Here is a 14,331-nt window from a genome sequence, read left to right on the forward strand (position 1 = left end):
ACACCGCTACCGTTACTCATGGAACGTCCTCCTGCTCTTGCGATGGGACACCAAGCCCGACAAGCGCATCAGGAGGACGTTCCCCACGTCCCCGAAACCGACGCACTAAACGTCTTTCTATGCCGCGACCCGCGCGGTCCGAGGAGGGTAGCGCGGGTCTGCGGGAGATCAACGGGCAGAGATCGTCTCGGCATCAGTGACGCCCTGAAATGCCGATAACCACGCGCGTCGTGTGGGGATGGCTGTCCGGAGATCGGTTGACAGGGTAGGTGCCGAGCTCGCCGCAGACGCCACCGGACACGTCGATGTCGGAGGCTCTCGGCCCGCAGCGAACTCGACCGAGCGATCACCGGCGGTCGCGTTTACAGCCCGTCGTCCTCATTCTTCTTGAGGAAGCCTTCCTCGATGAGCAGAGCTTCCTGCATCTGTGTCTTCTTTATATCGAACTGGACAAGGGCATAGTCGGTGTCCATGCCCGGCTTGAGCTTCTCGCCATAACGCTCGGAAAATGTCTTCAAAGCATTGAGGAATTCTCGTCGCACTTCGTCCGAGTGGCAGAACTTGTCCAGCGCGTGCCGCTTGAGGTCCGCATCGCTGGAGCCAACCGGCGGTGCAAACTTGCTGTCGGGGTTGAAGACGCGGGCTATCGCCGCTTTGGTGGGCGACTGCCTGAAGGCGAGAGGTGAAATATCGAAGGTATCCCACCACTGCGATATTCCCGAGTCGGTGAACTTTTTAGCGTTGTCGCACGCGGCGGTCGCGACTTTCCCGCTCAGCTTTCCCCATTTACCTTTGTCGAAGGCGTCTACCGTCTTCACCTTGGGGTCGATTACCCAGTCCGGTTGGTCGCTGATCGCCTCGGCGGAAGCTGAGGGCGGGTCCGCCGGGGCCGCATCGCCGAAGGGAACCGCACCGGCCGGAGCGCAGAGGGTGAGGATGGTCAGCGTGCTGGCTAACCCCAGCGCCGCGAGTGCGGCTCTGCGTACGGTCGCTTCTTTGCGCATGTAGTCGTCTCCTCGGGATTCATCGACGGGTCAGCCGGTCCGCGGACCTCCGCGGACGGTTTTCGAACTTGTCAGAAGAGCCGAACAGGATTCGAGACTGCGCACGGTTTGGATGGGTGCGGGCTGGCCGTCCCGCCTGAACTCGGCGTGAGCGGCACTATCTTCACGTGGGCCGCAGTGTGTCCGTGCCGGTTCGACGAGGTCCTGACAATTCACCGGGTGGATTCGTCGCGTCGGGTCAAGGACTCCGAGACGAGCGATAGGCGGCTCCATAGCATTGTCGTCAGGGCTCGCTCCCAGCCGCGCCGAAGTCGGCGAGTGGCCGCGCCGGGCCCGCTTCGGCGGAATCGCCGTACCCGTCCGCTAATTTCGAGTGATCACTCCAGTTCCCAATGCACGGTAATGCCGCGACCCGCGCGGCCTGAAGCCACCTGGTTGTACAGGCCATCAATGACACCAGTTACCGGGGAATCTCGGCCTCGGCCTCGGCCCGGATCCGGGCGGGTCGGTACAGACGAATTTCGCCATCACCTTCAGCTGGGCTCACGCAGGAGGGGGTTCCGGACTGCGCAAAAGCCAACGGATATGGCGTCGTCCCTGGTCTGGGTTGATTCGCTGGTTTGGGCTGCGGGCGGGGGTGTTTGGTGCTTGGCTGCCGATGCGGTTGGCCGGTATGTCGGAGGTTGGGGGTTCGTCGCGACGCGGGTGTTCGCGGATGAGGATTCGGCGCGTCTGCGGGGGTTCCCGGAGACCAGTCGTGAGGAGTTATTCCGGTCTTCACGCTGACTCCGGCAGAAGGGGACGATGATCAGTCGATGCCCACTACCGACCGCTACCCACTACAGTTCCCCGTGGTCGCCCTGGTCACCTCCGCCGGCGGGCTCGAAGCCCTCACCGAAGTCCTGGCGCCTCTGCCTGCCGGTCTGGCCGCCGCAGTTCTGGTGTCACAGCATTCGAGCCCCGAGCACCCGAGCCGACTGGCCGCCATCCTCGACCAGCGCACAGCGCTGCCCGTACGCGACGCCCGCAACAACGACCCACTCGTGACCGGCACCGTGCTGATCGCGCCACCGGCCCGGCATCTGCTGGTCACCTCGCAAGCGCGACTGGGGCTCATCGACACCGGCGCCCTGCCCCCGGCCCGCCCCTCCGCCGACCTTCTGCTGGCCACCCTCGCCGTGACCTGCGGTCCCCGCGCTCTGGCTGTCGTGCTCACCGGCAGGGGCTCGGACGCACAAGCCGGAATCCGCGCCGTCTCCCACTGCGGCGGCACCGTCTACGCCCAGGACGCCACCACCTCCGCCCACTACGGCATGCCCGGCGCCGCTATCGACACCACACTGGTCGATCAGATTCTGGCACTGCCCGATATCGCCCCTGCCATACTCGCCCATGTCGAGAACCACCAGCCCCCGCCCTGACCGCCACGTCATGGGCTTGCGGTCGCCTACACCATCCGCATCCGCGCGGGATCAGTCTCCGCGTGAATAATGGTCGGCGATCTCGCGGGCGCGCCGGGCAGACACACGCGCGTGCTCGGCCAACCGGCGGACGTCGTCAGCTCTGTTGCGCGAATGAGACGCGATCTCGCCGTACAGGCGGGCGGCATCGTCCTCGGTCGCGGCGAGCCTGCGGGCGGCATCGACCAGACCCTGTCGCAATGCGTCCGACCGCGCCGCGACTGAGAACCAGTCCTTGTCCTGGGCACGTTGTGCTCCTGCTTCGAAGTGCTGGCTGCCATCAGCGGGCACTGCCCGGTGGATTCGTTCGTCGGCCGCCATGTTCCCAGGATGCCTCAGGCCGTTACCAGGGCCAGGCGTACCGGGGGCAAGGATTGCGGCCAAAAGCTGTCAGGCGCGCCCGACTTACAACCAATAATGTATCCCCGTGCCGGGAACGTCCTGTCATGCCGCGGAGCGCGCGATCTCAAGGCCCCGACGCCAGACCGACGAACGTTTGAGAGCCACACCAATACCGACGGTGGGCAGCCGAATGTTGGGAGCATCCCACCGGGCACCTGGATCAAATCCTGGCCGGAATCTGATCCTGACAGCAAGTGTCTAACTAGCCGCAGGGCGTCGCGGCCTACGGATGAGATCTACTGTGGCGCAGGACATCCGATGATGTCTGAGCGCATCCGGTGGGAAGAACCCTCTGGGAAGCAGCCAACTGCCGCTTCGGTCACGTTCTGGGCTGGGTGCGACCGCTCGAGCATCGATGATGTCGACATGCTTTCCTCGAGAGATGCAGCACTTCACCTGACAGCTCCACGCCCGGAAGTTTCCGTCCGGGCGCGGAACGGATACCACGTCGTCGTCGGCGTCAGCGTGCGGGCAATTCAGTCGACTGGTGGGAGTGAGAGGACGCCGCATCGATACGGCTGGAACGGTTTTCGAGCACGACGAGCGGGACGCTCAGCAGCGCCAGTCCCGCGCCGATCCAGGGGATGGCGGTGATCGATGCGCCCGCCCCCAACGCCGATCCGGCCAGTAGTGGGACGAGGCTGATCCCGAGTTGGAACGCCGACACCGTGGTGGCGCCCGCGAGCGTTGGGGCGTCGGCGGCGAGGGCGAAGACGCGGCCGTAGATTGCGGGGTTGAGGACGAATCCGGCGACACCGAGCAGCAGAACGAGGGGAATGACGACGAGTACGCTCTCGGCTCCGACGGCCAGAAGTATGGAGGCTGCGGCGATGCCGGCGGCTCCGATGAGCATGGCGCGGTGTGGAAGACGATCGGCGATCCGCCCACCGACCGCCAAGCCGATGTAGGAGCCCACGCCGAACAGGACCAGCACCGGTGCCACCCAGATTTCACCGAGTCCGGTGACCGTGATGAGGAGCTCGGCCAGGTAGTTGAACGTGACCATGTAGGCGGCGGTGCTCAGCAAAGTGATCGCGTAGACGAGCCACAGCCGGGTGCTTCGTAGAGTGACGAACTCGGTGCCGATGTCGATGTTCTTCGCCGCGGAGGTCTGCGGCATGGTCAGGCCGACCGCGATCGCCGCTCCGAGGGTGAGTGCGATCACCAGCCAGAATCCGCCCTGCCAGCCGGTCCGGTAACCGATCAGGGTGCCGGCGGGGCCGCCGAGGACCATCGCCAGGCCGAGTCCGCTGACCACTACGCCCGATGCGCGCGCTGCCCGGTCCGCCGGCACGAGGCCGACGGCGGTCGACGCCGCGACCGCGAAGAATCCGGCGTAGGCGAGCCCGGCGGCGAAGCGCGTGATCAACAGTGCCGGATAGGTGCCGATGATCAGGCCGATCGCGATGCACACCGCGAACCCCACCTGCGTCACGACCAGCGCGATGCGCCGGGGCCAGCGGAGGCTGAGAATCGCGAACGGCGGACCGCCGACGACGACGCCGATGGCGAAGCTGGTGATCAGCCCGCCCACAGCGGCCATGCTGACATCGATATCGGCGGCGACCGCGGGCAAGACGCCCGCCAGCAGGAACTCCGCGCTACCCATGGCGAAAAGGCCGAACGCCAGCAGGTACACGCTGACCGGCAGGAATCTTGTCTTCGCGGTGTTGTGGGCGTCGGATAGGTTGACACTCATCGGTTTTCATTCACTTTCGCTCGAGCTGATGGGGAGATTCGAGCGTGCGTGACCCACTTGGAATGTGGCAAAAACTGTTGCTGAATCAGGAACAGGAAACGGACTTCGACTTCGCTCGGGTGCGATGACCGCCTGAACCCGCACCGATGAGCGGATGTCAACCGGCGAACTTCGCGACGGCCTGCGCGGTGACCGGGGTGAAAAGGTTGATCAGGTTGCCGTCGGGATCGCGAAACAGCAGCGACCGGTTCCCCCACGGCATCGTCGTGGGCTCGTTGACGAAGTCCTCGACCGCATCCCGCAACCGCCGGTAATCGGCATCGACGTCGGGGACCAGGAATTCGATGATCGCGGTGTGGTTGTCGGCCGGGCGTGCGCTGCCCGCTCCGAACAGCGCGACGGTGCGGGCGCTTCCGATCGCGAGCGTGCCGGCCGGTGTGGCGATTTCGGCGAAATCCGGTGTAGCCCAGGCGGCTTCGACACCGGTCACGTGCTGGCCCTGCTCGAGCTGTTGCAGACCGGCGGTACCCACACCGTCGGCCAACTCGCCCGACGGCTCGGCGTCGATGAACGCACCGTCAGGCGATACATCACCCATCTCACCGACCTGGACATCCCGGTCCGATCGATGCAGGGCCGCTACGGCGGATACCGGCTCGCCCCCGGGGTACCGCATGCCGCCGCTGATGCTGACCGACGACGAGGCAGTGGCCGTATTACTCGGGCTCCTCACCAGCCGCAGCGCCGACCGGCCGGCAGCAGCAGCCCGCGCAGCCGACAGCGCGACGGCCAAACTCCGCCGTGTGCTGCCCCCGCGTTTGACGGCCCGGCTGGATGCACTGATCAACACCGCCGAATTCACCGCCGACGATCGCCCGGAAGTGGCTGTCGAGACCGCCGTCCTGCTCCGGCTCGCCGAGGCCACCCGCGAGCGCCGACCGGTCGCGATCGGTTACACCGACCGCAACGGGCAGGCCAGCGAGCGGACCGTGCACCCGTACGGACTCGTCGACCACTCCGGCCGGTGGTACCTGACCGGGAAGGACAACAACAGTGACGAACTACGCCAGTTCCGGCTCGACCGCATCACCGCGGTTACCACTGCCCGGAACGTTCACTGCGCCCACCGGATTCGAACCGGCCGCGCATCTCCTGTCCGCATTCGCCACCGCGCCCTATCGACACGACGTATCGATCCGAGTCCAAGGCACACTCACCCAGCTCCGCCCGCAGCTCCCCGCGACGATCGCGACCATGCACGAGATCGACTCACCACCCCCGACACCCGACCATGGGTCCGAGTCCGAATCCGGGCCGAACAACTCGACTGGATTCCCCCCGTCCTCGCCGGCCTGAACCGCCCGTTCGTCATCGAACACCCCGACACACTCAACGACGCCGTGCGCGCCCTCGCCCGCCGACTCACCGCGGCCGCCGACGGCCGAAACTAACCCCACAAGTAGACCCACACGCTGGCGCGGCCGACCCGAACCGGCGACCCGATGAACCCGTCTCCGGCACAGCTGGCTACACCCGACTCGAGTACCCGCAAATGCCGCAGGGCGCGCGTTGGCCGACTGCCCAAATCCGTTGCCCGACATGACTTCCCAACGCGCGCAATTACCGACTTCCGTACGTCGCCTCGGGTAGCCGGACCCAAGAAGGGGGGTCCGGGGAGCGAACGGCCTCGGGTAGGCAAACCCGAGAAGGGGTCCGGGAGGCGAAGCCCCGCCGGGCGGGGCGTGGGGGCTGCGGCCCCCACAAGACAGACGAAACGAGAACGGCTCATGCTCTCCATGAGCATGAGCCGACTACGAGTGAAGTGGACCTAATGCGACGTTACTCGAACCAGGACACCCTAACCACCAACCTAGAACGAATCCACCGCGAAACCGCTGATCAGGGCACACGCAGCCACTCCCCCGCAGCACAACACCACGCGCTACGTCATCGCTTAACTGACGACGACAGAGCCACCATCCTCGGCGAATATCAAGCCGGCGCATCGATCAGGCAACTCGCCGCCAAGTACCGCCTCGGCAAAGGCAGCATTCTCGACATACTTCGGACCAGCGGCGCCACCATCCGCGAACAACGCCACCTCACCAAAGACGAGATCGACTACGCCATCACCCGCTACCAACACGGCGAATCACTCGCCCGCATCGGCAACCACCTCGGCGTCGCCCACACCACCATCCGCACAACACTCCAACGCCACGGCATCACACGCCGCGACACCCACGGCAGACCACGATGAAACGCTGAGTCGCGCTCGCCTTCGCCATGTCCATGTGCCCCGAAGCCCGGCTAGCTAGATCCCCGAGCGATCAGTGGCAGATCAGGCGACGACGTTTCGAGGATGGCTTGCTGATGAGGGATCTCAGGTCAGCCCGGGCAGGGTGGCGTGAAGGCGGTGTCAGGGAAGTACCGCAACCACTCCGACTTGTCGATCCGGGGGTATGACCGTTCGCAGAAGTCATCAGCGACCGATGCAGTGTCTGAGGGCCATGTCCGGATGGTCGCCTTCCCATTGGCGCTCTGCAGTGCAGTCAGTGTGCTGTCGTCGTCGCTGTAGGCGAGCGCTGAAACCGATCCGGCTGACTTCCGCAGAGTGGCAAAACTTGTCGGCTCCGAGGGGTCACTGATGTCCCATATCCACACCTCATTGCTGGTGGCTAACGCGAGTCTTGTGCGGGCCGAGTTGATGGCTGCAGCGCCTCTGAAATGTCCAGCCTGGTTTTGTGGACCCTGAACTGTCGACAATCGCAGCATGCGGCCCGGCTGGCTGAGATCCCACAGCGTTGCCTCGCCGGCCTCCTCGATCGTGCCCGATATCAAGGTGGCCGAGTCTGGACTGAATCGAAACCAGTGAGCTTTCACCTGCCAGGACCCAGCGGGGCGTCCGAATTCCAGGGAGGAGGTGTCATAGACGATGACAGCCCGAGAGGTGCCTACGGCCAGCCACCGCCCATCGGGGCTGACCTGCATGGCAAACACGAACTCGCCCGTGTCGTTGGGGATTTCGGCAACCATGTGTCGTGCAGTCGGGTCTCGGGGGTCAATTTTGAAGATCGACTCCCCAGCGGCGACGAACACTGCATCGGCAGAAGGCGTCACCGCTAGTGCCCATGTCGGGCGCACCTCCAAGGCAACAACGTCACCGAGTGCGCGTGGACGGGCGGAGTCCTGCAGGTCGAGGATCTGAACTCGGCTGCCCGACCGAGCCCAGAATTCGACAGCCGCGAACCGGCCATCTGCGGTGATCGATGGCGTCTGGGCATAGTCTGACGTTTTCAACTCCTGTACTCGGAGCGTGTCCGGTTCGCTCAAATCGAGAACGCTGATGCCCAGGCCACCGTCGGTTTGCAGTAATGCTGTTCGCGCGCGCTGATCCATCTGAGCTTCATCGAACCTCACGTCGACCGCAGGGGGTTCCGGCGGCCGAGGGAGCGACCATTCGCGGATGAACCCGTCGCTGGGGACAAGGATGACGGCTGGGTCGAACCGCTGTGCCAGCAGAACCTTTCCGAATGGCCCAGGAAGGGTGTTGCGTCTGCCAGCACTGTCGGCAATGACGATGTCCGCGCTGTCATCATCGACGAGGCTGTAACTGTCCTCGGCAGCCGCCACCCCTGGATCTGCAGCGGTCCCATTCGCGACGGTCGCATCGGCTACGGTCCAGGTGAGTGCTCCTGGACCGGTCAAATTTATCCTCGCGGTAGTGGAGTATCTGCCGCGAACAGTCAGGGTCGTCGAATCGTCCGAGATCTGGAAAGCCAGGGCTCCCTCCACGGGGTCCGGGGCACGCAGAATCCGCGGCCGTAACACGGCGGAGGTGTCCCAGAGCTGCACTTCTTTGGGATTTGGGCCGACCCCCACCAACCACCGGCGGTCAGGACTATAGGTCAACCCTGGTCCCATCACCAAGGGGCCGAGGGGTTCACGATGGAGCCGGGATAGCTCAGATTGTTCGAGCGAAGCCCCGATTGTCCACCTCCGGATTGTCTCCCTATCTGCCAAAGCCAACTCCGAACCGTCTGCTGACCACGAAAATCCGTCGACATCCATGCCGACTGAACCATGCAGGATTTCGAGCACCAGGCGCGGAGCGGACAGTTCGGTGAAGTCCCACAACTGAACCGAACGACTGGTCAGGAAGCTGAGAATCGCCGAGCGAGGCCGGAACTCAAGGTTCAGCCGGGTCGGAATGATTTCAGGCAGCGGGACCAGAGGCGACATCTCACCGCGCCGCCGACGGTCGATGACCTGGACGTGTGCGCCGTCCGCGACCGCCAGCAGCGTTTCATCGGTGGAAAGCGCCGCTGAATCGGCGTTCGTCAGCTCGGGTACCGCAGTGCGGCGCGCGATCGGAAATGTCGTCGAGTCGAGCAGTGCCGAGCGGCTTTCAACGGTTGGGGCCATGCGATAGGCGACCAGGCTGAGTTGCTGAGCCAGCATGGGATCGTTGTCAGCTACTTGCTCGCCCTTTGTAATCGCCTGGCGGGAGATCGCCAGGTTTAGCGAGGTCTGCGCTTGCTGCTCGGCCGATATGGCGTCTGAGCGGGATTTAAAAGCGAAGACTGTCACGGGGATCAAGACCACGACGGTGACCACTAGTGCAGCAACGAGGATCCGCAGACGTCGGATCCGCAACGCCTCGGCCTCCGCGACCGCCGCGTGATGCGCCACGCTCGCTTCCAAGTACTCAGTTTCGGTAACCGTCAGGATCCGACCCTCGGGATCGCGTGACCACTGTTGGTAATCCTCGGTGCGGGCGGCACTGAGAAGGGTCGATGGATCGTCTCGGTTCCAGCTTCGGGTGAGTTCGGCAAGGCGCGCATGCATTACGTGCCCCGCGGTATCCGTCTCGATCCACTCCCCTAGTTTCTCCCAAGCGTGCAGTAGTGCCTCATGGGTGATCTGCACCCCGTCACGAGTCGTGGTCAGCATGCGCGCTGCGACGAACTTGTCGATCGCCATCTCGGTAGCGCCTCGATCGACATCGAGCCAATCGAGCTCGGCCGGCCGGACGATGATCCGAGCCAACCCGGTGTCACCGCGGTGCACTGCCCGGGTGAACAGCCGCTCCGCTGCGCTCTGCTGCTGCGAATCCAGTTGCTCCCATACCTTTTCCGCGGTCTGGCCGATCGCTTTCCGAATCCCGCCTGTGCTGCGGTAGTGCTCGACGGTGAGCATGTTCGACACCGTGGTGCGTCCGACCCACGTCTCGTGCAGAGCATGGGAGAGCAACGGCAATGCGCCGGGATCGTGCGCGCCACCGCCGGCGACCGCGAGTTCCTGCAGCAGCATGGTCACCAAGGCCGGCTCGATTACCGCGCCGCGCGTCTTCGCTGGCTCGGTGATCGCCTGCGCCAATTGCCGGCTGCTCATCGGTCCGACCGGTACCGCGTCGGTGGTCAGTGCCCGCTCCAGGGCCGGGATTTCGAAGGCGTGCGCGAAAAAGTCCACCCGTATCGCGAACACGATGACGACGCCGCGGTGGGTCAGATCGGCCAAACGGTCCACGAATCGAGACGGCGAAATCCGCATATCGTCGTCAGGGGCGGTGTCGGTGTAGGTCCACAACTCCTCGGCCTGGTCGACAATCAGAACCGTGCCGTGGTCTGGGTTGCCGAGTCCTTCGAGCGCCTCGTCTAACTGGGCATACGGATCGGCGCCGGGGACCATGTACCGAGCTGGGCAGTTACGTTTCGCCAGGGACACCAACAGACCTGCCTGCAAAAGCGATGACTTTCCAGACCCTGAGGCCCCCGGGACTCCGATCAACCGAGGCCCTATGCCTGAGAGCCCGTCAGCGACGCGGGCATCGAGTTCGGCGATCAGGTCGTCCCGACCGAAGAACAGTTCGGCATCCTCGGATCGATAGGGAGCCAGACTTCGGTATGGCGAGTTCGCCGGCCGCGCTGGACGAGCAATACCGCGTACTCGGTTAGCCGCCTCCCACAACGCCTCGAACTGATCGGGAGCACCGCATACCTGCAGCACTTTCTCGAGATATTCCGCTGCGTCGGCCGCCGGAACAGCCTTGCCTGCGAACCAACCACCAAGGGTCGGCGCTGGCACCGCAGCCTTGTCCGCAACCTTGCGGATCGAAAGACCTGCGGCCTTCCGGATCCCAGTCAGCACGAGGCCGAATTGCTCTCGGGAACCGATCTGTGCCGCATCCGGATTCGATGATTCCCCGCCCGTGCCGCTCACCCTCGTCATTGAACACGACGCGCCGCAGCCAGTCCGGCGATCACATGATTCACGCTTCGTCGCAGCTCACGAATTCCACGCTCTGACCTGTGTGTATGGATCTGTACGTACCCCACCCACAGTCCTGTGCAACGCCACGTCGGCCCACCAATCTGAGTGGGCAAACACCGCCAAAGATGCTGCACGACCGGGTAGCCGGCACGTCGGCTCCGCTGCAAGGGAGAAACTGATGATGAAGTTGACCGCAAAACTGATCATGGCCGCGATCGTCACCTCCGCCGCCATCGCTGTGCCGACGGTCGGCCTGGCACCCGACGCCAACGCCGCCAAACGGTGCGGTGGCACTGCCTTCGGAGCGCCGATGACTTGGGGACCCGAGTCATCTGGTGGGGTAAACGTGATGGGCCACAAGGGCTACAAACAGCGCTATTCCTTCGAAGTGATGAGCAACGCATCGCCAGTCGTCGTCCAAGGACTCGGCTACACCGACAAGGGACCGGAGTGGTTCACGATCGGAATCGGCGCCGCACAGCGCGCCTACGGCGATGTTCCGTGGGATAACCGCGCTTCCATCCCGAAGGTTCGGGTCTTGAGCTCGAACGTCTTCGGCGCAACCGTCAAGTGGACGTGCTGATTTACCAGACGACCTGACCGCCACGAAGCCAGCCGTGCCGCCTGCACCCCGCAAGCGGCACGGATCTGGTTGCAATAGCCGGGGAGGCTACTCGCGGCGACGCTGACCGCCACTATGCGCGCTGCATCTGGGCAAACCGCGGCGATGTCGGCCTCGTCAAGCCTGACCTCGGTACCGCGGCGTCGAATGCTTGGCTGCCGACCGCGCTGGTGGGACCGCGGCGCGTGACTGGATTCGTCAGCCGGGCTTTCCGGCTCTCGGATTGCAGAGCAACGTTGCCGGTGAGCCCGATTGTACCGCTGACGATCCGGTGATCGTTGAACGTCATCTTTCCGCTGCAGACTCGCAACGAGACCAGCGCAACGACTTCGCTGGTGCCGCTCACTTCGGACTAGTCGGGATGGATCTCGACATGACGAAGCTCCTCGGCGGCGGGGTCGTCGATGAGATTCCGCACCGCATTGGGGAGGCGGTGGGCGTTGGAGCAAAGCGGTGTGCGCGGCGGCGTTGGACCGGTGGGAGGCCAGTGGTCCCGTCGTTCGTACTGCCCTGGGCAGGTTGGGGCTCGTAGACATCGGATGGCATGTCGATCTGCTGCGCGAGTCCAAGCGCAGCGGCAAGGACATCGTGACGTTCTGGGAATACTGAACTCGGCATCACCGCGCGTTGAAAAGCTTTGCCCTCCAATAGTTCTGGTCGTTTGGACCAACGCACGGTATGCGGCATTATAGTGCGTTGTCCACCAGCATCTCCACCGACAGCCGTCTGTCGGAATACGGCTGCGAGGTAGTGCTGGAGTTGGAGGCGTTGTCCATGAGCGCCTTCCAGAACCTGCGCGCTGTGCACGGATGCATTCCCACAATGAGATTCTGCCGTGGGACCGGCAACCCCGAACCCTGCAGCACTGCCGTTCTGCACGCGATCAGCCCGGAGCCATCCGGCTCAGATGCTCCCATTCCTGATACAACCCGGCCCGGGTCCGGTCCAGCTCCAGGACCTGGTCGTAGGAGCGGCTACCGATGATCAAACGCCGGGGCGGGTTCGCCAGTGCCGCCAATTCCAGGATCACAGGAGCGGCGGTGCTCGGATCCGGGCCTGTTTCCTCGCCCCACATCTCTTCGAGTTCGGTGCGCAGGGCGCCATAGGCCGCAATGGGTTCGGTCATCGTCATGCCCGCAGTGAACAAACCCGTTGCGTAACCGCCCATTTCGACGATCGTGACCTTGATACCGAGCCCATCGACCTCCATGGCCAGCGCTTCGCTCAGCGAGTCCAACGCCACCTTGCCGGCACCATAGAAACCGACCGTTGCCATGCCACCGGTGCTACCCATCGAGGTGACCTGCAAGATTCGGCCGCAACCCTGCGCGCGCAGATACGGAAGCACCGCTTGGGCCACCCAGACGGCACCGAAAAAGTTGACGTCGAGATGAGCCCTGATCTGCTCCTCGGTGGCTTCCTCCACCATGCCGTAGAGCAACCCGCCGGCGTTGTTGACCACCACGTCGAGCTGTCCGAAAGCGTCGAATGCCCGGCGCGCACCATCGAACACCGCCGCGCGGTCGGAGACATCCAGCGAAAACCGCACCAGACCTTGTGGATACCCGGCGGCCAGATCGTCGAGGGGGTCGATGTTGCGAGCGACGGCGACCACGCGATCTCCCGCGCCCAAGGCCGCCTCGGTGAACGCGCGACCCAGACCCCGGGATGCGCCGGTGATGAACCAAACTTTGCCGGTTTTCATACGGCCTCCTGCCTTCATTTGAGACGGAACGTCTCGGTTCGATTACCTTGCCGGAAGTCATAGTCCGTTGTCAAACGAACCGTCTCGTCTCGCCAACCTGATATGCTGCACTCATGACCGATGCCCGGCACCCGGAGAACTCGCGGCGCAGCGAACGCTCGCGCCAAGCCATCCTCGCGGCGACCCGCGCACTGATCTCCGAGCTCGGCTACGCGAAGGTCTCAATCGAGGCCATCGCGGCACGCGCCGGGGTGGGCAAACAGACGATCTACCGGTGGTGGCCGTCCAAGGGCGCCGTCATCTTCGATTCGTTCCTGGCGCTGAGCACCGAAGGCGACGGGCAGCAGATCGAGCTGCCCGACACCGGCGACATCGAGGCCGACCTCAAACTGGTCATGCGGGCCACGGCCGCCGAGTTCGCCGACCCGAACTTCGAACGTCCGATTCGCGCGCTCGAAACCGAGATCATCAACGACCCCGAACTCGCTGCCCAGTTCCACGAGAAGCTCGAGCGCCCGGTGGACGAAGCCAAGAAGGCCCGCTTGCGCAGCGCACAACTGGCAGGCCAACTCGCTACCGACGCCGATCTCGACCTGGTCCTGGAAGTGCTCTACGCCCCGCTGTTTCAACGGTGGCTGCATCGCTCCGGGCCGCTCACCGCCGAATACGCCGATTCCCTGGTCGACATCACGTTGCGGGCATTCCGGGCCTGAGCAGCTAATTCCAATGCCGCTGGCCAGGACCCGGGGTTCGGTTTCAGCAGTTCGCGACTTACGTGCTGACCGATACCAGTCCGATACCGATCATGCCAGGCGCGAGCGCAGGCTCGGTTATCGCGGCCGAGTCGCGGTGAGCGTCTTCCCGCTCGACGAATGGACGGCCGAACAGCCATCGGGAACAAGGCCGCTTCCCCAACCCCAGCCCACCGAACAACAGATCCGTGACCTACTTGCGGGAACCTGCGCTGACATCGGCATTACCGCGCGTTGAAAAGCTTTGCCCTCCAATAGTTCTGGTCGTTTGGACCAACGCACGGTATGCGGCAATACCGGATGTTCGTGAGGCGCCGAGCTGCTGTCACAAAACGTGGCAACACCCAGCTGCCGGTTGTGTCGTTGCCACGCTAGCTCGTCGCGGGCTCACTCGCCTCGGGCCGGTGCTGCCGT

General features: G+C 64.3%; 11 protein-coding genes and 1 pseudogene. 6 read left to right on the top strand and 6 right to left on the bottom strand.

What is annotated here, in order from left to right:
- Nucleotides 1-362 precede the first annotated feature (362 nt).
- Entirely contained in the window at nucleotides 363-1,004 is a 642-nt protein-coding gene (locus IBX18_RS41660) for a hypothetical protein (protein ID WP_194838931.1), read from the bottom strand.
- Nucleotides 1,005-1,819: 815 nt separating this feature from the next.
- Between IBX18_RS41660 and IBX18_RS41665 the strand changes: the two genes are divergently transcribed.
- A complete protein-coding gene (locus IBX18_RS41665; protein ID WP_194838932.1) occupies nucleotides 1,820-2,425 on the top strand; it encodes a chemotaxis protein CheB in 606 nt (201 codons plus the stop codon).
- A 51-nt stretch (nucleotides 2,426-2,476) separates the two neighbouring features.
- Here IBX18_RS41665 and IBX18_RS41670 read toward each other — a convergent pair whose 3' ends face one another.
- From IBX18_RS41670 to IBX18_RS41680, 3 genes are all read right to left on the bottom strand, one after another.
- Complete coding sequence (locus IBX18_RS41670) at nucleotides 2,477-2,785, bottom strand: hypothetical protein (protein ID WP_194838933.1); 309 nt, start codon at nucleotides 2,783-2,785, stop codon at nucleotides 2,477-2,479.
- Nucleotides 2,786-3,326: 541 nt separating this feature from the next.
- A complete protein-coding gene (locus IBX18_RS41675) occupies nucleotides 3,327-4,565 on the bottom strand; it encodes an MFS transporter (protein ID WP_194838934.1) in 1,239 nt (412 codons plus the stop codon).
- Nucleotides 4,566-4,722: 157 nt separating this feature from the next.
- The gene (locus tag IBX18_RS41680; protein WP_306796646.1) at nucleotides 4,723-5,097 is read right to left on the bottom strand and encodes a VOC family protein; all 375 of its coding nucleotides are present in this window, start codon (nucleotides 5,095-5,097) and stop codon (nucleotides 4,723-4,725) included.
- On the opposite strand from IBX18_RS41680, the pseudogene IBX18_RS42985 reads away from it, so the two are divergent.
- The 3 genes and pseudogenes from IBX18_RS42985 to IBX18_RS41690 all read left to right on the top strand — a co-directional run.
- Nucleotides 5,056-5,160 (top strand): annotated as a pseudogene (locus IBX18_RS42985) (HTH domain-containing protein); the annotation flags it as partial. The gene IBX18_RS41680 and the pseudogene IBX18_RS42985 overlap by 42 nt on opposite strands.
- Before the next feature lie 79 nt (nucleotides 5,161-5,239).
- On the top strand, nucleotides 5,240-6,016 hold the full coding sequence (locus tag IBX18_RS41685; RefSeq protein ID WP_228542613.1) for a YafY family protein: 777 nt from the start codon (nucleotides 5,240-5,242) through the stop codon (nucleotides 6,014-6,016).
- A 380-nt stretch (nucleotides 6,017-6,396) separates the two neighbouring features.
- The gene (locus tag IBX18_RS41690; protein ID WP_194838936.1) at nucleotides 6,397-6,825 is read left to right on the top strand and encodes a helix-turn-helix domain-containing protein; all 429 of its coding nucleotides are present in this window, start codon (nucleotides 6,397-6,399) and stop codon (nucleotides 6,823-6,825) included.
- Between the two features lie 128 nt (nucleotides 6,826-6,953).
- On the opposite strand, the gene IBX18_RS41695 is transcribed toward IBX18_RS41690, so the two are convergent.
- Nucleotides 6,954-10,787 carry a hypothetical protein gene (locus IBX18_RS41695; RefSeq protein WP_194838937.1) on the bottom strand — a complete coding sequence of 1,278 codons (3,834 nt, stop codon included), beginning with the start codon at nucleotides 10,785-10,787 and terminating at the stop codon, nucleotides 6,954-6,956.
- Nucleotides 10,788-11,016: 229 nt separating this feature from the next.
- Between IBX18_RS41695 and IBX18_RS41700 the strand changes: the two genes are divergently transcribed.
- Nucleotides 11,017-11,421, top strand: coding sequence for a hypothetical protein (locus tag IBX18_RS41700; protein ID WP_194838938.1), 405 nt, complete (start codon nucleotides 11,017-11,019; stop codon nucleotides 11,419-11,421).
- 922 nt (nucleotides 11,422-12,343) lie between these two features.
- On the opposite strand, the gene IBX18_RS41705 is transcribed toward IBX18_RS41700, so the two are convergent.
- Entirely contained in the window at nucleotides 12,344-13,165 is an 822-nt protein-coding gene (locus IBX18_RS41705; protein WP_194838939.1) for an SDR family NAD(P)-dependent oxidoreductase, read from the bottom strand.
- A 113-nt stretch (nucleotides 13,166-13,278) separates the two neighbouring features.
- Between IBX18_RS41705 and IBX18_RS41710 the strand changes: the two genes are divergently transcribed.
- Nucleotides 13,279-13,878 (top strand): TetR/AcrR family transcriptional regulator, encoded by a 600-nt coding sequence (locus IBX18_RS41710; protein ID WP_194815810.1) that lies wholly within the window; start codon nucleotides 13,279-13,281, stop codon nucleotides 13,876-13,878.
- The last annotated feature ends 453 nt before the right edge of the window (nucleotides 13,879-14,331 follow it).

Source organism: Nocardia sp. XZ_19_369, assembly GCF_015355715.1.
In the GTDB taxonomy this organism is placed as follows: domain Bacteria; phylum Actinomycetota; class Actinomycetes; order Mycobacteriales; family Mycobacteriaceae; genus Nocardia.

Coding starts and splice junctions, on each gene's coding strand:
- IBX18_RS41660 (WP_194838931.1), bottom strand. CDS start 1,004: ATGCGCAAAGAAGCGACCGTACGCAGAGCCGCACTCGCGGCGCTGGGG.
- IBX18_RS41665 (WP_194838932.1), top strand. CDS start 1,820: ATGCCCACTACCGACCGCTACCCACTACAGTTCCCCGTGGTCGCCCTG.
- IBX18_RS41705 (WP_194838939.1), bottom strand. CDS start 13,165: ATGAAAACCGGCAAAGTTTGGTTCATCACCGGCGCATCCCGGGGTCTG.
- IBX18_RS41685 (WP_228542613.1), top strand. CDS start 5,240: ATGCCGCCGCTGATGCTGACCGACGACGAGGCAGTGGCCGTATTACTC.
- IBX18_RS41710 (WP_194815810.1), top strand. CDS start 13,279: ATGACCGATGCCCGGCACCCGGAGAACTCGCGGCGCAGCGAACGCTCG.
- IBX18_RS41675 (WP_194838934.1), bottom strand. CDS start 4,565: ATGAGTGTCAACCTATCCGACGCCCACAACACCGCGAAGACAAGATTC.
- IBX18_RS41700 (WP_194838938.1), top strand. CDS start 11,017: ATGATGAAGTTGACCGCAAAACTGATCATGGCCGCGATCGTCACCTCC.
- IBX18_RS41690 (WP_194838936.1), top strand. CDS start 6,397: ATGCGACGTTACTCGAACCAGGACACCCTAACCACCAACCTAGAACGA.
- IBX18_RS41670 (WP_194838933.1), bottom strand. CDS start 2,785: ATGGCGGCCGACGAACGAATCCACCGGGCAGTGCCCGCTGATGGCAGC.